Source organism: Microbacterium sp. Root61 (genome assembly GCF_001427525.1).
Lineage (GTDB): Bacteria > Actinomycetota > Actinomycetes > Actinomycetales > Microbacteriaceae > Microbacterium.
Map to the genome: position 1 here is coordinate 2,493,704 of NZ_LMGU01000001.1, position 20,555 is coordinate 2,514,258.

Annotated in this window: 16 protein-coding genes; 10 read left to right on the forward strand and 6 right to left on the reverse strand. The window is 69.5% G+C overall.

Annotated elements, in window-relative coordinates:
* Nucleotides 1-124 precede the first annotated feature (124 nt).
* Together ASD65_RS11910 and ASD65_RS11915 are read left to right on the forward strand one after the other, a co-directional pair.
* Nucleotides 125-445 (forward strand): GNAT family N-acetyltransferase, encoded by a 321-nt coding sequence (locus ASD65_RS11910; protein ID WP_235566683.1) that lies wholly within the window; start codon nt 125-127, stop codon nt 443-445.
* Nucleotides 442-1,416 (forward strand): pirin family protein, encoded by a 975-nt coding sequence (locus ASD65_RS11915; RefSeq protein WP_056222885.1) that lies wholly within the window; start codon nt 442-444, stop codon nt 1,414-1,416. The genes ASD65_RS11910 and ASD65_RS11915 overlap by 4 nt, the downstream gene beginning before the upstream one ends.
* A gap of 51 nt (nt 1,417-1,467) precedes the next feature.
* On the opposite strand, the gene ASD65_RS11920 is transcribed toward ASD65_RS11915, so the two are convergent.
* Complete coding sequence (locus tag ASD65_RS11920; protein WP_056222886.1) at nt 1,468-5,043, reverse strand: S8 family serine peptidase; 3,576 nt, start codon at nt 5,041-5,043, stop codon at nt 1,468-1,470.
* A 139-nt stretch (nt 5,044-5,182) separates the two neighbouring features.
* Here ASD65_RS11920 and ASD65_RS11925 point away from each other — a divergent pair, with 139 nt between their 5' ends.
* The 5 genes from ASD65_RS11925 (at nt 5,183) to ASD65_RS11945 (ending at nt 9,950) form a co-directional block, all read left to right on the forward strand.
* Nucleotides 5,183-5,737 carry an ECF transporter S component gene (locus ASD65_RS11925; RefSeq protein WP_056222888.1) on the forward strand — a complete coding sequence of 185 codons (555 nt, stop codon included), beginning with the start codon at nt 5,183-5,185 and terminating at the stop codon, nt 5,735-5,737.
* Nucleotides 5,738-5,814: 77 nt separating this feature from the next.
* On the forward strand, nt 5,815-7,608 hold the full coding sequence (locus ASD65_RS11930) for an ABC transporter ATP-binding protein (RefSeq protein WP_056222891.1): 1,794 nt from the start codon (nt 5,815-5,817) through the stop codon (nt 7,606-7,608).
* Nucleotides 7,605-8,468 carry an energy-coupling factor transporter transmembrane component T gene (locus ASD65_RS11935; protein ID WP_082561734.1) on the forward strand — a complete coding sequence of 288 codons (864 nt, stop codon included), beginning with the start codon at nt 7,605-7,607 and terminating at the stop codon, nt 8,466-8,468. The genes ASD65_RS11930 and ASD65_RS11935 overlap by 4 nt, the downstream gene beginning before the upstream one ends.
* Before the next feature lie 28 nt (nt 8,469-8,496).
* Complete coding sequence (locus ASD65_RS11940) at nt 8,497-9,381, forward strand: siderophore-interacting protein (RefSeq protein ID WP_056222896.1); 885 nt, start codon at nt 8,497-8,499, stop codon at nt 9,379-9,381.
* Nucleotides 9,378-9,950 carry an ECF transporter S component gene (locus tag ASD65_RS11945; protein ID WP_056222899.1) on the forward strand — a complete coding sequence of 191 codons (573 nt, stop codon included), beginning with the start codon at nt 9,378-9,380 and terminating at the stop codon, nt 9,948-9,950. Before ASD65_RS11940 ends, ASD65_RS11945 begins: the two co-directional genes overlap by 4 nt.
* On the opposite strand, the gene ASD65_RS11950 is transcribed toward ASD65_RS11945, so the two are convergent.
* Together ASD65_RS11950 and ASD65_RS11955 are read right to left on the reverse strand one after the other, a co-directional pair.
* Nucleotides 9,947-11,161 carry an RNA polymerase sigma factor gene (locus tag ASD65_RS11950; protein ID WP_056224801.1) on the reverse strand — a complete coding sequence of 405 codons (1,215 nt, stop codon included), beginning with the start codon at nt 11,159-11,161 and terminating at the stop codon, nt 9,947-9,949. The two genes, ASD65_RS11945 and ASD65_RS11950, sit on opposite strands and share 4 nt — an antisense overlap.
* On the reverse strand, nt 11,161-11,544 hold the full coding sequence (locus tag ASD65_RS11955; RefSeq protein ID WP_056222902.1) for a YciI family protein: 384 nt from the start codon (nt 11,542-11,544) through the stop codon (nt 11,161-11,163). Before ASD65_RS11955 ends, ASD65_RS11950 begins: the two co-directional genes overlap by 1 nt.
* A 338-nt stretch (nt 11,545-11,882) precedes the next feature.
* Between ASD65_RS11955 and ASD65_RS11960 the strand changes: the two genes are divergently transcribed.
* Nucleotides 11,883-13,601 carry a SulP family inorganic anion transporter gene (locus ASD65_RS11960; protein ID WP_056222904.1) on the forward strand — a complete coding sequence of 573 codons (1,719 nt, stop codon included), beginning with the start codon at nt 11,883-11,885 and terminating at the stop codon, nt 13,599-13,601.
* Between the two features lie 189 nt (nt 13,602-13,790).
* Nucleotides 13,791-14,783, forward strand: a complete 993-nt coding sequence (locus ASD65_RS11965) for a 1-phosphofructokinase family hexose kinase (protein ID WP_056222906.1) — start codon at nt 13,791-13,793, stop codon at nt 14,781-14,783.
* A gap of 245 nt (nt 14,784-15,028) precedes the next feature.
* On the opposite strand, the gene ASD65_RS11970 is transcribed toward ASD65_RS11965, so the two are convergent.
* Both ASD65_RS11970 and ASD65_RS19325 read right to left on the reverse strand, forming a co-directional pair.
* On the reverse strand, nt 15,029-16,192 hold the full coding sequence (locus ASD65_RS11970; protein WP_056222909.1) for an acyl-CoA dehydrogenase family protein: 1,164 nt from the start codon (nt 16,190-16,192) through the stop codon (nt 15,029-15,031).
* Between the two features lie 164 nt (nt 16,193-16,356).
* The gene (locus ASD65_RS19325; protein WP_056222911.1) at nt 16,357-17,949 is read right to left on the reverse strand and encodes a M15 family metallopeptidase; all 1,593 of its coding nucleotides are present in this window, start codon (nt 17,947-17,949) and stop codon (nt 16,357-16,359) included.
* A 201-nt stretch (nt 17,950-18,150) separates the two neighbouring features.
* Between ASD65_RS19325 and ASD65_RS11980 the strand changes: the two genes are divergently transcribed.
* On the forward strand, nt 18,151-19,224 hold the full coding sequence (locus tag ASD65_RS11980; protein WP_056222914.1) for an Rv2578c family radical SAM protein: 1,074 nt from the start codon (nt 18,151-18,153) through the stop codon (nt 19,222-19,224).
* On the opposite strand, the gene ASD65_RS11985 is transcribed toward ASD65_RS11980, so the two are convergent.
* Complete coding sequence (locus tag ASD65_RS11985; RefSeq protein WP_156378861.1) at nt 19,221-20,525, reverse strand: M23 family metallopeptidase; 1,305 nt, start codon at nt 20,523-20,525, stop codon at nt 19,221-19,223. The two genes, ASD65_RS11980 and ASD65_RS11985, sit on opposite strands and share 4 nt — an antisense overlap.
* Nucleotides 20,526-20,555: the final 30 nt, after the last annotated feature.

The following is a 20,555-nucleotide window of genomic DNA, read 5'->3' on the forward strand; positions in this document are numbered from 1 at the left end:
CCACCTGGGCTGCACCCCCGCCAGCCCGGTTGCGCTCCGCTCGCCTAGGCCGCGCCCGCACCCCCGACCGTGGCGGAACACCCCGGCCGCGCCGTACGTTGGAGTTCACGACGAGAGGAAGACCGTGACCGATATCAGCGACGTGCTCACCGTGACCCGCAATGACGAGGCCGGACGCTACGAGATCCACGTGGGCGAGGTGCTCGGCGGATTCACCGAGTTCGTGCCCGACGCGCGCGGCCGACTCGTCTTCCCGCACACCGAGGTCGATCCTGCGTTCAAAGGCAAGGGGCTGGCCTCCGTCCTGGTCTCGCAGGCGATGACGGATGTCGCATCTCGCGGCGAGACCGTCGTTCCGCAGTGCCCGTTCGTGGTCCGCTACCTGCGTGAGAACGACGTTCCGGGCCTCACCATCGACTGGCCGTCGGGAGGCGGCGGGGTATGAGCCGCTTCGACGTGGACGCCGAGGCCATCGCCGAGGCGACCGCGCCCTGCGACGGCCCACGGGCGCTGCTGCTGGAATCGCGTGCGGTGCCGCTGGGCGGCGTACGCGGCATGGAGGTGCATCGCGCGCTGCCGCAGCGCGACCTGCCGATGGTCGGGGCGTGGTGCTTCCTGGACCGCTTCGGCCCGCAGGTCACCCGCATGCGCGTCGAACCGCACCCGCACATCGGGTTGCAGACCGTGACCTGGCCGTTCGTCGGCGAGGTTCGGCACCGCGACACGGTCGGCAGCGACGTGGTGGTGCGACGGGGCGCTCTCAACCTGATGACCAGCGGAGCCGGGATCGCGCACTCCGAGTACTCGGTCGGGGAAGAGGCCGCCGCCCTGGACGCGCTCCAGCTCTGGGTCGCCCTCCCCGAATCCCGCCGCCACGGCGCGCCCGCGTTCGAGCGGCACGAGTCGCTGCCGACCCTCGCGCTCGACCCGGTGCGCGGCGAACCCGGCACCGCGACGGTCGTGATGGGCGAGCTCGGCGACGTGCACTCGCCCGCGACGGCGTACACGCCGATCGTCGGGGCTGAGGTGCACGTGCCCGCCGGCTCGCGCGTGCGCATCCCGCTGCGCGCGGACTGGGAGTATGCGCTCGCAGGGGTGGACGGCGTGGTCGTCATCGAGACGGTCGCATCCGTCGATGCGGCGCACCTGCTCTACCTCGGCACCGGACGCACCACGATCGAGCTCGAGAGCAGCGACGGCGCCACGGTGTTCCTGCTCGGCGGCGAGCCGTTCGAGGACGAGATCGTGATGTGGTGGAACTTCGTCGCACGCTCGCACGAGGAGATCGTCGAGGCGCGCGACGCCTGGGAGGCCGGCTCAGCCCGATTCGGGCGCGTGGTCGGCCACGGCGACGAGCGTATCCCCGCCCCGCCCCTGCCGCACGTACGCCTGACGCGTCGCCGCCGCCGCGTCTGAATCGCGCAGGACGAAGGGGCCCGGGCTAGGCCCGAGCCCCTCCGTGTCACATCACTTCAGGACGAGGAACCCGGAGAGTCCGGTGGACCCCTCCACCGTCGCGCTACCCGCGTACTGGGCGATCACGACATGGATCCCACGGTTCTGCTTGGGCAGGTTGAAGGTGACCGCGCCACCCGCGAGGGTGCCGGTGTACTTCTTCGAGTCGACCCAGACTGTGACCGCACCCTCGGCCGGCGCCCCACCCGACGGTGTAACTGCGACCGTCACGGCGTAGCTGTCCGACGTCTTGCCGACGTAGCGGTTCATCGTCACCTTGGTGTTCGAGCTGAAGGCGACGAACACCTCGTTGCTCACCGCCGAGCCGGTGTTGATGTTTCCCGCCTGCGTGGCGGTGACCCGGGCTGACAGCGTCGCTCCGATGTCGGCCTTGGTGACCTTGTACCGGTTGGTGGTGGCACCGTCGATCGGAGCCCCGTTGCGAAGCCACTGGTAGGTGAGGGCCACATCCTTCGGCTCCCACTTTCCGTCCGACACCTTGAGGGTCGATCCGACCTTCGGGGTTCCGGTCAGCTTCGGCGCCGTGGTGGCCACCGGTGCCGCAGCACCCGCGTCGACCTGGAGAACCGTCCGCACCGCCGAGTCGCCGTACTGCACGACGCCGAGGTAGCTGGTGTCGGGCTGCAGACCGGTCCACGACAGCGAGTACGTCGCCTGCTGGCCGAACGTCACCGGCAGCGGGTTCGGCGTCGCCGTGAGCGAGCCGGCACCACCCGGGGCGACGATCGCCGAGGTCAGGTCCCACGTCATGGGCTGGGTCGTGAGGTACATGTTCGTGACGACCATGTACCAGCCCGGCGTCGGGTCATCCAGCGACACCTCTTCATCGGCCGAACCGGTGGCCGATGTCCAGCGCTGGTAGTAGCGCGTGTCGGTCGGGCTCACGATGCGGTAGACGAACAGGTCGAGGTCGGCGCCGGTGTCATCCGACGAGTCCAGCGACCAGCGGGCGAGCGAGCTGTCCGCGGGCACCTCCTGGATCCACGACACGTCGCCGTTCGCGTTGCCCGAGTCCTGGTCACCGGAGTGGCCGGGCACCGCGTGGGCGGGATCGGTCAGCAGATCGATGGGCGCGAGGCCCGTCAGGCCGAGGGCGAGCTGACCGTCCACACCGGAGTCGATGGTCACGTCGGTGCTGCCGGTGATGCCCTCGCCGAGGACGTTCTTCGGGGCATCCGCCGTCACGGGCTGCACGGCCAGCGGGGAACGCACGACCTTGCCGTTGTCACCGGTCCAGGTGAGGAAGCCGGTGGCCCACTCCTCGACCGGAGCCGACGAGTTCTGGAACGTGACCGTGAACGACTTCTGCTCGCCTGCGGCACCGAAGCTCAGCGTCGCCGGCGAGACCGTGGTGGTGACACCGGGGATCGACGCGGATGCCTGGTAGGTGCCCGGACCGGTCGCCGTGACCGTGCGCGTGACCGTCTGCGCCTTGGACAGCGTGCCGATCGCGATCGAGGCGAGGTTGAGGTCGCTCGCATCGATGGCCGGCACGCCGAGGTCGGCGAGCCCGACACCCTTCAGGTACGCGGCCCAGTCGGTGGGACCGTTGTTGTACACGAGCCCGGCGTCGAGGTACTTCTTGGGGTCGACGTGACCGGCACCCTGCGAGAACGGGTCGGTGAAGGCCGAGCCATCCGAGTTGACCGTGTCGTACGCGGTCGTCATCAGGGCCGACTTGACCTCACCGGGTGTCGCATTCGGGTTCTCACCGAGGTACAGCGCACCGAGGCCGGCGACGTGCGGGGACGCCATCGAGGTGCCGGAGAGGAACCCGAACGTGGGTGCCGTGCCGGCGGGGTTGTTGGTCGCGGCGAGGATCGCCACACCCGGTGCGGCGACGTCCGGCTTGAGGATGTCGCTGCCGTCGGCCAGCATCGGTCCGCGGCTCGAGAAGCCCGCGATCTGCGGCGTGGGCGTCGTGACGCCGGTGGTGTTCTCGCCGACCAGGGTAGCCGTGGCGTCCGCGGTGTTGCGCACGTAGTCCAGCAGCGCCGCGCGGTACTGCGCGTCGATGTGGACCGTCGGGACCACGTGGAAGTCGTTGTCGAGCGAACCCGGCGTGACGTTCACGAGGATCATCGCGGTGCCGCCGGCGTTCTTCACCGTGTCCGACTTCTCGACGCGGGCGTTGGTGCCGCGATCGCAGACGACGATCTTGCCCGTGGCCTTGGCTGTATCCAGCGTGTCGGGGAAGCACAGTGCGGCGTTCGCCGCCGACGCACCCGCCGCAGCGATGTCACCCGAGTAGACGACGGGGCCCGTGACCGTGCCGCCGAAGGGCACCGTCACCGATGCGCCGGCGGCCTTGAGGCCGGACGGCAGCTCGACGGTTCCCTCGTAGGTCGGGATCGTGGATGCCGCGACCGTGGTGTACCAGGGCGACGCGTGGTCGGCCGTGGAGGCACCGGGGCCGTCGTTGCCGGCGCTGACCGCGACGAACACACCCGCGACAGCCGCGTTGAAGAACGCGATGTCGTCGGCCGCGAGAGTCGTGGTGGCTGCGCCGCCGCCGATCGAGTAATTGATGACGTCGACGCCGTCCGACACGGCCGCGTTGATGGCCGCGATCAGGTCGCTGCCGGCGCAGATGTCGTCGGTGTTGTCGAGGGGGTCGGGGCCGTCGTAGCAGGCCTTGTACGCCGCGACCTTGGCGGCCGGGGCCACACCCGAGATCGCGCCGAAGTCGACACCGCCCACCGAGGCCGTGACGGCGTTGTTGCCGGCCGCCGTGCTCGCGGTGTGCGAACCGTGGCCTGCGCCATCACGCGGCGAGAGGATGTCGTACTGGAAGTCGAACCCTGCCGCTGCGGCACCGGTGGAGAAGAACTGGGCGCCGATGAGCTTGGTCGAGTACGCGTCGTTGCTCCACTGGGCCCCGCTCACACGGTCACTGCGGAACTGCGTCCCGTCGGCCTTGTCGAATACCACGGTGTTGCCGTCGAGATAAGGCGCCGCGCCCGCGGTCGTGCCAAGCGCGTCACCGGCGAACGACGGGTTCTCCGGGGCGATGCCGGTGTCCACGACACCCACGACGATTCCCTTGCCCGCTTCGGAGATGCCGCCGACGGACTCCCAGACGCCGCCGGGGCCTTCGAGCCCGAGGAACTCGGTGGAAGGTGTGGCGTCAGGGTGGTAGATCTCGTCGGGGTAGACCGCGAGCACGCCTTCGCTGGCGGACACCTTCGCCGCCTGCTCGGGCGACATCTGGGCACTGAAGCCGTTGAGGACCGTCTGGTAGGTCGCATCGACGGTCACGCCGGATTCGGCGGCGACCGCCTTCTGGCGCTTCGCAAGGAACGCCTCGTACTTCTTCACGGCGGATGACTGCGTGTCGAGCTTCTCGCCCTCATCGGGTCGCGTCGCCACGAGCCCGGCCTCCCCGCCGGCATATGTCGCTGCCGGGTCTTCGTCGAGCAGCACGATGTAGGACCCTGTGGGTGAGTCGATCGGTGTCGGCGGCGGCAACTCCCCTCCGGGTGTCGCAGCAAAGCTTGCTGTTGCGGAACCGGTGAACAGTGCGGCGAGTGTGACGACCGCTGCTGCCCTCAGGGTGATGCGACTCATAGTGCGCTCCAAACATGGGGGTGTGCCGAGCGAAGAGGCAGGTCACCTGCGATCTGCCACGCAAAACATAACTCACAGGTCGTTCCCAGCCAAGGGGTTCGCGGGCAAATCGATGACTGACGGCCATTACGCTGGGCATGTGGCACCGTCATCCCGAATCTCGACGAGCGTTCTGCTCACCTGCGCGGCGATCGGTGTCGCCACGGGCGCCCTGCAAGCCGGTGCGGGGGCGATCAGCGGACCGGTCTCCGCGGCGGTCCCGCTCCTCTACGGACTCGTCCTCGGCGTGCACGTCCTTCCCGGCGTCGTGGCCCAGGAGCTGCTGCGTCGTCCGTGGGTGGCGTTGATCACCCACTTCGTGGCCGCGCTGGTGGCCAGTGCCGTGGTTCCGCTGTGGGCGGGGCGCTACATCGGCACCGCACTGCTGATCGGCGGGCTGCAGGAGGGCGTTGCCGCTCTGACCCGCTACAAGAGGTGGGAGGCGTGGCGCTTCTTCATCTCGGCGATCATCGTCGGTGTCGTGATCGGCGGCGCGATCTGGTTCGCCGCCGATGTCTCGCGCTTCCCGGTGTGGGGCCAGATCGTCTATCTGTCGCTGTTCGTGCTCGGCCCGGTGATCTGGACGGCGGTGGGCCTGGCGATCGGCTCGGCTCTGCGCCGGGCGGGTGTGGCGCGCACGAGTCGCCGCGACTGACGCGACGCTCGAGGTTCTCCGACGGTAAGGGTGGACTAAGTTAGGAGGAGCTAAGTCCCCTCCAGCCTGGAACCCCCGTGACCGTGATCGACCGCGACGCCTCCGCCCCCTCTGTCAGGGCGGCCGCTGCGGCACCCCTCCTGAGCGTCCGCGAACTCTCGATCACGCACGAGGAAGCGGATGCCCCGACCCCGGTGGACGTGACCTTCGATGTGTCTCCGGGCGAGGTGGTACTGCTCCTCGGACCGAGCGGCTCGGGGAAGTCCACGCTCACCCTGGCCCTGAACGGGCTCATCCCGCACGCGGTTCCGGCCGAGGTGACCGGCACGGTCTGGGTCGGCGATGCCGAGGCATCCGCCTCCACCGTCGCGCAGCTCAGTACCCGGGTGGGGATGGTGTTCCAAGACCCCGATGCACAGCTGGTGACGGGCACGCTGCTGGACGAGGTCGCCTTCGGACCGGAGAACCTGCGCATCCCGGTGGATGAGGTCCTGGCTCGCGCAGAGAGCGCGCTGCGCCGCGTCGGCCTCTGGGAGCGGCGCACGCAGAACCCCGACCTGCTGTCCGGCGGCGGTCGCCAGCGACTCGCTATCGCATGCGCCCTGGCGATGGGATCGCCGCTGCTGGTGCTGGACGAGCCGACCGCGAACCTCGACCCGCAGGGCATCGAGGAGGTCTATGCGGCGCTGGCCGAGCTCGTCGCCGACGGCGATCGCGGGATCGTCCTGGTCGAGCACAACCTCGATGCCGCCATCGGCTTCGTCGACCGCGTCGTCGTGCTCGACCAGTCTGGGCGCCTCGTCGCCGACGGAACGGTCGACGACATCCTGCGCGGACGGGCGGACGAACTGCACGAGCTCGGCGTGTGGCTGCCGACCTCGACCCTCGCGGCGCTGCGACTGCGCCGAGCGGGATGGATGCTGAATCCGCTGCCGCTGACTCCGCTCGAACTGCGTGCCGCGCTCGAGGCCGAGAACGGGCCGGAGGTGGCGCCTGCCGACTCTTCCCCGGTGGGTGAGGCGGCGCAGCCCTCCCCGGTCGCTGAGCCGGCGCAGCGAGACGAAACGCCCCCGCTCGTGCGAGTGCGCGACCTCACACTCCGCCGCGGCCGCTCGACCATCCTGCACGACATCGACCTCGACATCTCGACCGGAGAGTTCGTCGCCGTCGTCGGCGCGAACGGCGCGGGCAAGACCACACTCATCCAGGCGATCGCCGGCGTCATCGCGCCGCCGCGGGGCGCGGTCACGATCGGCGATCTCGACGTCGGTCGCGCGGACGCTCGCACCCTGTCGTCGCGCGTCGGGTTCGTCTTCCAGAACCCCGAGCACCAGTTCATCGCGCACACCGTGTTCGACGAGCTCGCGCACGGACTGCGGCTCCGGCACCTGCCCGACGCCGACGTGCGCGCTCGCACCGAGGAGCTGCTGGACCGCTTCGGCCTCACCGAGAAGGCCGGGTCGCATCCGTTCCTCCTCTCCGGCGGGCAGAAGCGTCGGCTGTCGGTCGGTACGGCGCTGGTCGCCGGCGCGCCGGTGCTCGTTCTGGACGAGCCCACGTTCGGGCAGGACCGTGCGCGCGCCGACGAGCTGCTCGATCTGCTGCGCGAGCTCAACGACGAGGGCACAACGATTCTCGTCGTCACCCACGACATGCAGCTGGTCACCGAGTACGCCGACCGCGTGATCGTCATCGACGACGGCCGTATCATCGGCAACGGTCCGAGCAGCGAGATCTTCGCCGATCACGCTCTCATCGCACGGGCCGGACTACGGCCGCCGCCCCTGCAGACCGCGCTGCACGGACTGTCGCGGCATCCCGAACTCGCGCGTGCGACCCGCCTCGCGGACCTTCCCGGAGGCGTCGCATGACCGCGCTGCCGCCGGCCCTGTCCACCCCCGCGCAGGCGCCCGCGCCGCGTTCCGTGTTCGATCCCTATGCACGGACCGCTCCGGCTTCGCGGGCGCGGTTCCTGTACGCCCTCAACCCGCTCGCGAAGCTCGCCGGCCCCGCGCCGGCGATGCTGCTCCTCGTGTTCGTGCGCGACCTGGCGACACCGCTCGCCTTCCTCGCGCTGGCCTACGCACTCGTGCTCGTCGGAGTGCGGTTCACCGGCCGCATCGCGCTGCTGCTGTTCGTCGCCATCCCGGTCGCCGTGGCCGCGATCGGCATCGGTTTCTCGCTGTGGGTGGATGCCGGGCAGGTCGACCACACCCCGGTCCTCGTACAGGTGGGCGGCTGGACCCTCTTCGAGGGCGCCCTCGAGATCGGGTTCGCCACGTCCCTGCGCCTCGCCGCGATCACCTCGCTCGCGCTGCTCGCGGGCCTCAGCACCACCGGGCCCGACCTGGTGCGCTCGATGGTGCAGCAGCTGCGCGTGCCGTACCGGATCGGCTACACCGCGCTCGCGGCCTTCCGCTTCGTGCCGCGCTTCGGCCACGAGCTCGAGGTGATCCGCCAGGCGCACCGGGTGCGCGGCGCACATGGCGGGCGCGGCCCGTTCGCCGCCCTCGCGCGCTGGGGCGGCTACATGGTGCCGCTGTTGGCTGGCGCCATCCGGCACGCCGAGCGCGTCGCCTTGGCGATGGATGCCCGCGCCTTCGGTGCCTACCCCGACCGCACCGAGCGGCACCTCGTTCCGTTCCGGGCGCGCGACGTGGTGTTCGTCCTCGCGTTCTGGATCGTCTCCGCCGGGCTGTTCGTCGCCTTCTTCCCGTGGACCCTGACCTGACGCACCCCTTCTGCTCGAGAGGACCCCGATGCCGCGCTTCAGCAGCCTCGTCAAGCCCGCCCACCAGGAACTCTTGCACTTGCGCGTCCTGCGCACGCAGCGACTGAGCCCGCACTGGGCACGCATCACCCTCGGCGGCGGCGAGATCGACCGATTCGACTACATGGGCTACGACCAGTGGTTCCGCATCTTCCTGCCGCTCGGCGGCGACGAGGGGCTCGACCGCATCCCGGCGAAGGCGAACAAGATCTTCGGCTACCTGAAATACCTTCGCATTCCCGACGGGATGCGGCCGGTCATGCGCAACTATTCCGTGCGCGCCTACCGCGAGAGTGGCCCCTCGGGCGGGCCAGAGATCGACGTCGACTTCGTGTTGCACGGCTCGATGGACGACGGCTCTGCCGGTCCCGCCTCGCGCTGGGCGCAGTCGTGCGAGGTCGGCGAGAGCGTCGTGATCATCGACGAGGGGCTGACGTTCAACCCCGAGCGCGGGACCGACCGCGTCGTGCTCGTCGGCGATGAGACGGCGCTGCCCGCCATCACCGCGATCTGCGCGAGCCTGCCGACGGACGCCTCGGGCGTCGTCATCCTCGAGGCGCCCTCCGTCGCCGATGTGCTGGAGTTCACTGCGCCGGCGGGCATCGATGTGCAATGGCTGGTGCGCGATGACCACGATGCCAAGCCGGGAGTGCTCGCCCTCGAGGCCCTGCGGAGTGCCACGCTGCCCGATGCCCCCTTCCACGCCTACATCGCCGGCGAGCAGGCGCTGCCGACCGGCGCCCGCCGCTACCTGGTGGCCGAGCGCGAGGTAGACAAGCACCACGTGAGCTTCTGCGGCTATTGGCGCGTCGGCGCCGCCTCCCCCGCTCCGAAGTCGCAACAGGCCGGCTCGATCGAGGGAGCCGTGCGGTGAGCCGGGTCTCGACCGCCTACCTGCTCACGTGCGCGGCGATCGGCGTGGCCGGGGGTGTGCTGCTGTGGGGCGCCACGGCCTTGTCGACCGCCCTGTTCGCCGTCGTGCCGTTCTTCTCCGTCATGATCGCGGGCCTCTGGCTTCTTCCCGCCGTCGTCGCGCTCCGGCTGCTCGAACGCCCACTTGCCGGACTGCTCGTCGGGCTGATCTCCGGCCTCGTGGTCTTCCCGTTCCTAGCCACCAACCTGTGGTGGGCGTTCTTCGCCGAGCTGCCGTTCCTCCTGGCGCTGTACCGGTCCTGGAAGACGTGGCAGTACTTCGCCGGGGCCGCGTTCGTCGGCATCGTGTACCCGATTCTCGCGGCGGTGTCGTTCGACCTGTGGTCGATGCCCTTCTGGACCCAGGTCGGCTTCTTCGCGCTGACACTCGCGAGCTGCCTCGCCGGCACGTTCCTCGGGATCCTGATCGGCGACCGGCTTCGTGCCACCGGTGTGGCGCGGCTCGCCCGAAGGCGCGGCCTCGCAAGCCGGGGCCTCGGCCGCGGCGACGGGCCCGCAGGGCAGCACTAGATCAGGCGCTGTGCGCTGCGGCGGGCAGCCAGCCACCGCCGCTCGGACGCGCCCTCGACGAGCGCAATGGCGCGGTCGTAAGCCGCGGCCGCATCGGCCCGCCGTCCCGCGGCGGCGAGGAGGTGCGCCCGCGTGGCCCAGTACGGACCGAAGCTCCCCGCGCCATCGATCTCATCGAGGGCCGCAAGACCCGCCGCCGCGCCACGGGCGTCGCCGGTCGCGGCGGCGAGCGCGACCCGTGCGCCGAGGGTCGGGGCCACCGCGACGAGCGCGACATGGAGGCGCTCCACGACGGCGGCGTCCACCGCCTCTCCCGATGCGCGCGCCGTGACGGCGGACTGGATCGCCGCCTCGAGCTGGAACCGTCCGGGACGGTGGAACGCATATGCCGTCTGCAGCATCTGCTCTCCTCGGATGATCAGCGCGGCATCCCACCCCGCCGGATCCTGCTCGTCGAGCGGGACGAACTCGCCGCCGGCGGCGGAGCCCCGCGCGGCGGAGAGCGCGACCAGCGCGGCCAGACCGTACGCTTCGGGCTCGTCGCCCAGCAGCTCGGCGAGGGTGACCGCGAGGTAGAGCGCCTCGCCGGACAGGTCGGCGTCATCCCTCCACGCCACCGCGTAGGCGCCGTACACCGCCTCGAGCACCGCGGGCAGCCGCGCCGGCATGTCGGCCCGCGTCGGCACGGCGAACGGAATGCCCGCGTGCCGGATCCGGCGCTTCGCCCGCACGAGCCGCTGCGCCATGACCACCGGCGGCACCGCGAACGCGCGGGCGATCTCGGCCGCGCCGATGCCGAGCACGACCTGCAGCATGAGCGGGGTGCGCACGGCGGCGTCGATCGCCGGATGCGCGCACACGAACAGCAGCTCGAGCCGTTTGTCGGGGATCGCGTCGAGATCGAGATCGTCGAGGACGGCCATGACGGATGCCTCCTCCTCCAGTACGGCGGATGTGCGGTGCGCTGCCGACCCCAGGAGGTCGCGCTGTCGGTTGCGTGCGACGGTGAGCAGCCAGCCCTCGGGGTTCGCCGGCACACCCTGCTCGGCCCACACCGTGAGGGCGCGTTCGAAGGCGTCCGCGAGTGCGTCCTCGGCGAGTGGAATGTCGCGCGTCGGCGCCGCGAGCAGCGCGACGAGGCGGCCGTACGAGGCACGCGCCGCGCGCTCGGCGGCGGCACGTGCGTCATCCGGACCCTCGTGCGGCGGCATCACATCCCCGCGAACGCCGTCCATTCGCCGTCGACGAAGCGCGTCGCGGTCGGGCGGATCTCCACCGTGCCGTACTGCGCGGACGGCACCTTGGCCGCCCAGGCGATCGCCGCGTCCAGGTCGGCCACGTCGATCACGAAGGTGCCGCCGAGCTGCTCCTTCGTGGCCGCGAAGGGTCCGTCCTGGACGACGAGTTCGCCGCCCGCGAGCGAGACCGTCGTGCTGATCGCGGAGGGTTGGAGCACCTCGGCCGACTGCAGGGCGCCTGCGTCGTTCAGCTCCTTGGCGTACAGGTCGAAGGCCCGCATCCCCTCGGCCATCGCCTCGGGTCCGAGCTCGTCGGGGCTCATCTCGGGGTAGTGCAACAACAGGGTGTAGCGCATGATCGCGTTCCTCTCGTCGGTTCATGCTTGCACCACCATGACGATCGAGCACGCCCCGGATCGACAGCATCCAGGAAATGCCGCTCGAATCAACGGATGCCGCGACCCCCGCCCATCGAGGCCAGAGGTCGCGGCATCCGGAAAGCCCCGAGAGCCCGCCGTACGGCAAAGACAGGTCTGCGCGAGCTGGATCGCGTGCGACGAGAGCATCGTGACCGGCGAGTCACCGCGACGTATCATGCCGTCAGGGCAATTTCGGGAACACCGGTCCACGGTGCCGGCGAAGCGCGTCCCCAACCTTGCCGGGCTCCCTTACGCGGCGATGGTCGGAGGCAACTGTGCGGACAGAGGCGAAGAGCCGCTCCGGGGGGTTTCTTCCAATCCTGCGCTGGCTGCCCCGGTACGAGGCGCGATGGCTGCGTGCGGACATCATCGCGGGAGTGGCCGTCGTCGCGATGATCGTGCCGAAGAACCTCGGCTATGCCGAGATCGCGGGCATCCCGGTTCAGAACGGCCTGTACGCAGCGGCGGCCGGCGCGATCATCTACGCGCTGTTCTGCACGTCACGTCAAATCTCCACCGGACCGAGCTCGGCCTTGGCGACTGTCGCTGGGGGTGCGGTGATCGTGACCGGTGTCACCGGCGGTGATGCGGCACAGCTCGTGGCCGCGATCACGCTGGTGACCGGCATCCTGTTGCTGCTTCTCGCGCTTTTCCGAATGGGCTGGATCGCCCAGTTCCTTTCGAGGGCCGTCGTCACCGGGTTCCTGGCCGGGGCCGCGGTCGACGTGGTCGTCGGCGAGCTGCCCAAGTTGACCGGCACCTCCGGCGAGGGCGACAACGTTTGGCGAGAGTTCGCGTCGTGGATCGTCGGCTTAGGCGCCATCCACGTCCCGACATTGGTGGTCGGCGCGGGGGCCCTCGCGGTGATCTTGGCTCTGCGATTCTGGGCGCCGAAGGTCCCTGGCGCGCTGGTGCTGGTTTTCGGCGGTCTCCTCGCCTCCTCCCTGCTCGACCTAGGCGCACGAGGCGTGGCGCTGGTCGGCGCCGTGCCGAGCGGGCTGCCCGTCCCGCAATTGCCGAGCCTCGACATCGTGCTGCGGAACGTCCCTGAGATCGTGGTTGCGTCGTTGGCGCTGCTGCTGATCGGGTTCTCGCAGACGGCAGGCGACGCCCGGTCCTTCGCGACCCGGCACCATTACCGCATCGATGCGAACCAGGAGGCGGTCGCCCAGGGGATGGCCAACGTCGGCGCCGGTCTGTTCCAGGGGATGCCGGTCTCGACGAGCCTGTCGGCCAGTTCACTCAATGACTCCGCCGGCGCGCGCACGCCCGTGGCATCGCTGACCACGGGAGGGCTGGTGATTCTGACACTGCTCTTCCTCGCGCCTCTCTTCTCGGAACTGCCGAAGGCGGTGCTGGGAGCCATCATCATCGACGCGGTCGTGTTCGGCATGATCGACGTGAAGGAGTTCGCTCGCTTGCGGCGCGTGTCCAGATTCGATTTCTGGATTGCTGTGGCGGCGCTGGTGGGGGTGCTCTCGGCGGGCGTGCTGTTCGGGATCGTCATCGGCATCGCGTTGTCGCTCGGGTGGCTGATCTACGTCTCGACGCGACCCGCCATGCCTCTTCTGGGCCGCGAGCCCGGCACCCAGGTCTTCCGCGACATCGACCTCAACCCTGCCGATGAGACCTTCCCCGGGATCGCCGTGATACGTCTGGACGGCGGCCTGTTCTTCGCCACCGCGGAGGCACTCGATGAGCGCATCCGCGAAATCATCTCCACGGACCCGCCCCTCACGGCACTGGTGATCGATCTGGAAGGCGTCGCGTTCGTCGACTCGCAGGGCGCAGCGAAACTCACCGAACTCGTCGACCTGATGGACGCCGAGGGCGTCACGCTGCGACTGGCCCGAATCAAATCACGAGTCCTCGCCGTGCTGAAGGCCGAGGGCATCCTCGATCGGATCGGCACCGACCACGTTCACGGCAACGTCCACCGGGCCGTGCAGGCGCAACTGGCCCAGAGCGCAGAGGACGAGACGAGCGGAAGCTGACTCTGACGCGTGACGCCGAGTCAGTCAACTGAGATCAGCCGTGCCGGGGGCAGATTCCCGCCGTAGATGTAGTGCGGGAATCAGCGTGATTCGCCGTTGCGACCACAAGCGCCCCGCAACGCGTCTGGTGGGCAACACCCAAACTACGTGCCCCTCGGCGTGGAGCCCTCGGGCTCGTACACTGACCCCATGGCAGCACATGGGAAGCACCCGCTCCATCACGATCCCATCGTCACGGTGACCCCGAACCCCGCGCTCGACATCGGAACCACCGCTGCTCAGGTGGTGCCCGAGCATAAGATGCGCTGTGGGCCCACCCGGTTGGATCCGGGTGGCGGCGGGATCAATGTCTCGCGTGTCATACACAACCTCGGCGGCCGATCGATCGCCGTGTACACGGTCGGCGGTCCGACCGGCCAGGCCTACCGCGACTTGCTCGAGCGAGAAGGCATCGTCGGCCGTGCCGTTCGTGTCGCCGCCAACACGCGCTCGAGTTTCACCGTCGATGAGACTGACACTGGCCGGCAGTTCCGGTTCGTGCTGCCCGGTCCCGAGCTGAGAGAGCCTGAGTGGAGGGCCCTCCTGTCTGCGGTGGCCGACGACATGCCCATCGGCGGATACATCGTGCCGAGCGGAAGCCTGCCTCCCGGCGCCCCGGTGGACCTCTATGCACGCATCGCGCGGCTCGCCCGCGAGAAAGGGACACGGTGCGTCATCGATACGTCCGGTGAGGCCTTGCGCGCTGCACTCGACGAGGGCGTGTACCTGATCAAGCCGAGCCGGCGCGAACTGGGCGAACTGGTCGGTGCCCAACTCCATGATGAGGTCGAAATGCAGGAGGCCGCTCGCGAACTCGTGCATACCGGTGGGTGCGAAGTGGTGGCTCTCACCATGGCGGCCGACGGCGCACTGGTTGTCACCGCAAACGAGGCGTTGCGCCTGCCCGCGGCACCGATTGAGGCTAAGAGCACTGTCGGGGCCGGCGATTCTTTCCTCGGGGGATTCGTGTTTCGGCTCGCTCAGGGGAATGACGTGACCACGTCATTCCGCACGGCGGTCGCCTCTGGCGGCGCCACCGCTATGCTGCCGGGAACCGAACTGTGTCATTCGGACGACGTCCACGCACTGGAGGCGGGCCTCACCCCGATCGACGTCACGCGCGAACGACGCCCACATTCCTGATGCGCCTTCCGAACGTGTCCGCCGACCGACCGACATTCGCATCCAGCCCTATCGTCCGGCCAGTTGCTCGTCGACGACGCAGATGTTGGGCGGGTCGGCTCAGTCCTCCGAGGCCGCCCCGCCGCAACATCTCATCGATTTCATGGATCAACTCACGCAACTGAGCTCAGGTTGAAAGCCGAGGATCAACTTAAAGGCCGTGAAGTCGCACCTTTACAGACGTCTCACACCGGTTCAGCGAACGGTCAGCGCTTGCCGACGATCTGGCGGCTGACGAGGTCACGCATGATCTCGTTGGTGCCGCCGTAGATGCGGTGCACGCGGGCGTCGAGGAACGCGCGGGCGATCGGGTACTCGGTGATGTACCCGTAGCCGCCGTGCAGCTGCACGCCGGTGTCGAGCAGCTCCCACTCGCGGTCGGTGGTCCAGAACTTGACCTTCGCGGCCTCTTCAGCCGTGAGCTTCTTCTCGGTGTAGAGCATCATGGCGCGGTCGACGTAGGCCCACATCACGTCGACCGTGGTGGCCATGTCGGCGAGCTTGAAGCGCGTGTTCTGGAAGTCGGCGATCGGCTGGCCGAACGCCTCGCGGCTGAGCGTGTAGTCGCGCGTCCAGACGAACGCGGCCTCGCCCGCGGCGGCAGCCGCGACACCGATCGAGAGGCGCTCGAGCGGCAGGTTCATCATGAGCTGGATGAAGCCGAGCCCCTCCTTGCCGCCGATGAGGTTCTCGTCCGGCACGAACACGTCCACGAACGACATCTCCGCCGTGTCCCAGCCGTGGAAGCCCATCTTCTCGAGCTTCTTGCTGTGCTCGAAACCGGCCATGCCGTCCTCGAGGATGACGAGGCTGAAGGCGTCGGCCTTGTTGCCCTCGCCCGTCTTGACGAACGTGACGACGATGTCGGCGGTCGCGCCCGACGAGATGAACGTCTTGGCGCCGTTGACGATGTAGCCGCCGTCGACCTTCTTCGCGGTGGTCTTGATGCCGCGCAGGTCGGACCCGGTGCCGGGCTCGGTCATCGCGAGCGCGCCGAGCACTTCGCCCGTGGCCATGCGGGGGAGCCACTTCTCCTTCTGCTCCTGCGTGCCCATGTGCGCGATGTACGGCACGGCGAGGTCGTCCTGGATGCCGAAAGCCCCGGCGAGCGAGCCGTAGCCGGCGCCGATGACCTCTTCGAGCACGATCGAGCGGAAGCGGTAGTCCTGCAGCATCCCGGCGCCGCCGAACTCCTCGGGAACCGAGAGTCCGATGATGCCCGCCTCGCCCGCGGCGAGCATGGTCGCGCGGTCGATCTCGCCGTCGACCTCCCACTGCTTGCGCTTCTCTTCGCTCGCGAAGCGCTTGAGGAACTCCTTGACGACGTCGCGGAACGCCTCGTGGTCTTCGTCGTAGATCTGGCGATCCATGTGCCGGTCCTTCCCTGTCCGCGTCGCGCGGTCCGTGTCGAGGCGACGGTTCGTGGAGCCGCGTCGCCGCTGCGATTGTAGGGTACCGGGATGGGCGCGCGCTGAACCCCTGTGACATCGCATCCCGCGAACGATGGAACTGGGTACCGCGTTGTGGGATGCCTCTATCCGATGTAGCCGCTGGCGGGTTCGAGTCCGAAGAACTCCTCGAACGTGTGCCAGCCGCCGTCGTGATACTCACGCGCCAGATCGGGCCCGATGTACCGCAGGTGCCACGGCTCGGGGAGGTAGCCGGTCACCGGGGTCCCCCCGTCCTCGTACCGCACGATCCAGCCGTACTCGAACGCATGCGCAAGGACCCACTGCCCCTGCGCCGTCGCGGCGAGGTCGTCGAGCGTTCCGCACCCGCCGGCGCACGCCACCACGTCGGCCGCGAGTCCGCTCTGGTGCTCGCTGTAGCCGGGTCGCGCGCTGACCAGATCGGCCCCGTCCGTACCGCGGGCCGCCACCTGGTTGCCGTACGAGGTCACCTGGGTCGTGTACGACCGATAGCCGCTCTCGAGCGCGATCTCACCGACACCGGCGGTCGCCGCGGCAGCGGCCATGGCGGCGAGTGAGGCTGCGGCATCCGATCGCAGAGCCCCACCGGAGAGACTGCGGACGCCCTCCGGCATCGCGACCGACGCCGGGGCGTAGTCGAGCGGGACGAACGGGCGGACCTTGTTGATGACGACCCAGACGCGCGCCGGATCGGCCAGGGAGACGCATGGCGCCATGCCGGATGCCACGGCCTGCCGGAACTCGGTGGCGCCGCCCATCGCGGCGATGGTCGCGGCGTCGTCGCCGGCCGTCAGTGCGGCGGTGACCTCCGGTGTGTCGCACGGGCTGATGGCCGCGAGCTCCGCGACGGCGGAGGGCGCCGGTGGCGGCACGGGCGGCGGGGCGATCGACGCGGCCACCTGGGGCACCGGGGCGAGCAGGGCGAGCGCACCCGCACTGTCGGACACGGGGGAACCGGTGACGGCGGCGGTCACGGCGGCTGCGCCTCCGAACACCAGGGCCCCCGCCGCAGCGATGACGAAGACGGCCCGGATGCGTGCGGCCCGACGCTGCCGGGCGTGCCGCACGGGAGCGGCGGCACCCGCCATCAGGTCACCGCCGCGCGCGGCACGGCGGACCGAGATCGAGACGGCGGGTGCCTGTCCCCGCGACGGCACGATCGGGCGGACCGAGGTCGTGGGCGTCCAGCGCGGATGGAAGATCGGCGGGGTTTCGGTCGCAGACGCCAGCGCTCTCGCCGGTGCCGGCATGATCGGCGGCGGAAGGTAATGCGGGTCTTCGTCGAGCGGGAGGTCGGGGATGACGAGATCGACGGCGTGCGCGTCCGCCGCCTCGGTGAGCGCGAGGTCCGGCACCATCGGCGCATCGACTCGGCGACCGGATGCCGCGTGGTTCCGCCGCACCGGAACCGGCGGCGAGAAGGACTCGGGGGTTGCCGGGTCGATGGTCGGGACCGTGGCAGCGGCCGGCGCCGGGGCCGCGGGCGCCGTCGTAGCCGTGGGGTTCGTTGCGGCCGGAAAGTCGAGCGGGACGAGCGGCGACGGCGTCGATCTGTGGTGGCGGGCGCGCAGGGCGCTGGTCGCGGGGATCGCGGACGGCTGCTCGGCATGACCCTCGACGGGGTGGTGCTCGCGCAGCGCTCTGCGGCTGATGGCCGCGTGGGTGCTCGACCCTGCGGTGTCGATGGCAGCAGGCATCGCCTCGGCACGCGGCGATCGGCGGGCGCGTCGAGTAAGGGGGGATTCGTGCGGTTCGGGACCCGTCACCAGCCCATTCTGTCCCGGAAGCCCCCGATCGATCCACCCCCGTGCGCGTGTTCGTGGTGACTGGTGAGCCACCCGTTCGAGGAACGCATCGCCCACCTTGACAGAGTTTCGTATCTATGTTCCCATTGGTGAATGCGGTGGCAAGGACAGGAACTGGGTGTGGCGGATGCCGCGGCCCTGCCCGGACTCGAACGCCTCGACGGTCTCGTACGTTCGGTCACGACTCCGGAGTTCGCCGGCATGACCTTCCACGAGGTGATGTGCAAGAGCGCCCTCAACCACGTGCCGGGTGCATCGGCGATGCCGTTCGACTGGACGGTGAACCCGTACCGCGGCTGCTCCCACGCATGCGTCTACTGCTTCGCGCGCGGGACGCACGAGTACCTCGACCTCGATGCAGGGCGCGACTTCGACTCGCAGGTCGTCGTGAAGGTGAACGTCGCCGAAGTGCTGACCAAGGAGCTGCGGCGCGGGTCGTGGCAGCACGAGCCGGTCATGCTCGGCACGAACACCGATCCGTATCAGCGGGCCGAGGGGCGGTATCGGCTCATGCCGGGAATCGTATCGGCGCTCACCGAATCGGGCACGCCGTTCTCGATCCTCACGAAGGGAACGCTGCTGCGCCGGGACCTGCCGCTGCTGCAGGAGGCCGCGGCATCCGTCCCCATCTCGATCGCGATGTCGATCGCCGTGTTCGACGAATCGCTGCAGCACTCCCTCGAGCCGGGGACTCCGACCGCGCATGCCCGCCTCGCGACGGTGCGCGCCGCGGCCGACGCGGGGTTCCGCGTGACGGTGTTCCTGATGCCGATCCTCCCCCACATGACCGACTCGATCGCGGCGCTGGATGACGCCCTCGCGCAGATCAAGGCGTCCGGCGCGAGCCGCGTCGTCTACGGCGCCCTGCATCTTCGCCCCGGGGCGAAGTCCTGGTTCATGCGGTGGCTGGGTCGCGAGCGACCCGACCTGGTGTCGTCCTACCTCGGGCTGTATCCCGGCATGGCGTCTGTAGCACCGAAGCCGTACCGGTCCTGGCTGAGCAAGCGGATGCGGCCGCTCCTCCGGGTCCACGGCCTGAACGGTCATGACGAGGAGGACCCGCCGCGCGGGTCCGCACCGCCGGGTCTTGCAGTGCGGTCCACCGTCGTCACGACCTCGAGGGGGCGCGCGGTGGCTGCCGCCCTCGAGGCCGACCGCTTGTTCTAGGGGAAGTCGACGATCGCGAGGTTGAGTGGCAGCTCGAGGGTCCGCGACTCCGACTTCGGCAGCTTGCCCTGCAGGAACGTCCCCGACAGATAGTCGTCCGCGTCGGCGATGGCCGACGGATCGACCTGGCCGTCATAGTCGAAGCTCTTGAACTCGTACGGCAACGAGTCCGCCTCGAGCAGGCTCGGGCCATCCATCAGCTGGAAGTGCAAGTGCGAGGCGTTCGCGTTGCCGGTGTTTCCGAGCTTGCCGATGACCTGCCCCTCGGTCACTTTGTCGCCGGGCTTGACGGTGAGTGAGCCGGAGATCATGTGGGCGTACATGGCGTACACGCCGCCGCCGATGTCCAGCACGACGTGGTTGCCGTCGACGTTCTCGACCGTGAGCTTCGCGGCCAGTTCGGGGTTGTGGGCCGGCAGCGTGCCGGGAGCGTTGGCCTCCATGCCATCGAGGATCGAGACGACCGTGCCGTCGGCGACGGCGAGGATCTCGGTGCCGTAGTCGACGTAGCTCTCGTTGCTGGTCTTGTCGCCCGAGTAGAACTCGCCCGCATCGTTGGTGCGCTTCCAGTCGATGGCGAAGCGCTGGCTGTTGTTCAGCTTGCCGTTGACCGACATCACGGAGCTGCGGTGCGGGAAGCCCGGCTCGCAGCAGCCGTTGAGAGCGATCCAGTTGTCGCCGCGCAGCGGGGGCGCGATGACCGGCACGGTCTCGGTGGAGATCGCGACGGGCGTGGTCAGGTAGTCGATCGGCCCCGGCGTGCCGAATGCCGGCGACGCGGCGCCGGTTCCGTAGAGGTGGTGCAGCAGCGCCGTCGGGACGTCGTCGAGCGAATCGAGGGTGAAGTCGATGAACAGCACCCGGCTCTCCTGCGGTGCGATCACGGCGGTGTCGACGTAGCCCGCGGGCAGCGAGCGCAGCCGGTTGCAGTCTCCGAACGTGCACGTGGTGTCGACCAGCGCGGCACCGGAGAAGCTCGCGATGATCTTCGTCGGCTTGAGGCCATCGACCACCTCGATGCGCTCGAGCGTGGCCGGTTCGGCCGTCGCGTTGGTGAGCTGCAGGTCGTAGACGACGTGGTACTTGCCGTCCGAGCCACGGAATGGCAGCGGTGCGTTGCCGATGGGGATGACCGTGATCGCGGTGAACGCGTCCGGCACGGTGACGCCTGCGACGGAGTCGGCGGGTGGCGGCGCGGTGGTGGCCGTGGTGGGATCGGCTTCCGCCGAGCACCCAGTCGCGACGAGTGCGACCGCGGCGACCAACGAGACGAACAGCAAGGGCACGCGGCGGATTGTCACGCAGAGACTCCATCCTTCAGTTTTCCTGAA

Coding starts and splice junctions, on each gene's coding strand:
- ASD65_RS11970 (WP_056222909.1), bottom strand. CDS start 16,192: ATGGATCGCCAGATCTACGACGAAGACCACGAGGCGTTCCGCGACGTC.
- ASD65_RS11920 (WP_056222886.1), bottom strand. CDS start 5,043: ATGAGTCGCATCACCCTGAGGGCAGCAGCGGTCGTCACACTCGCCGCA.
- ASD65_RS11940 (WP_056222896.1), top strand. CDS start 8,497: ATGCCGCGCTTCAGCAGCCTCGTCAAGCCCGCCCACCAGGAACTCTTG.
- ASD65_RS11915 (WP_056222885.1), top strand. CDS start 442: ATGAGCCGCTTCGACGTGGACGCCGAGGCCATCGCCGAGGCGACCGCG.
- ASD65_RS11955 (WP_056222902.1), bottom strand. CDS start 11,544: ATGCGCTACACCCTGTTGTTGCACTACCCCGAGATGAGCCCCGACGAG.
- ASD65_RS11980 (WP_056222914.1), top strand. CDS start 18,151: ATGCGGTGGCAAGGACAGGAACTGGGTGTGGCGGATGCCGCGGCCCTG.
- ASD65_RS11950 (WP_056224801.1), bottom strand. CDS start 11,161: ATGCCGCCGCACGAGGGTCCGGATGACGCACGTGCCGCCGCCGAGCGC.
- ASD65_RS11935 (WP_082561734.1), top strand. CDS start 7,605: ATGACCGCGCTGCCGCCGGCCCTGTCCACCCCCGCGCAGGCGCCCGCG.
- ASD65_RS19325 (WP_056222911.1), bottom strand. CDS start 17,949: ATGCCTGCTGCCATCGACACCGCAGGGTCGAGCACCCACGCGGCCATC.
- ASD65_RS11965 (WP_056222906.1), top strand. CDS start 13,791: ATGGCAGCACATGGGAAGCACCCGCTCCATCACGATCCCATCGTCACG.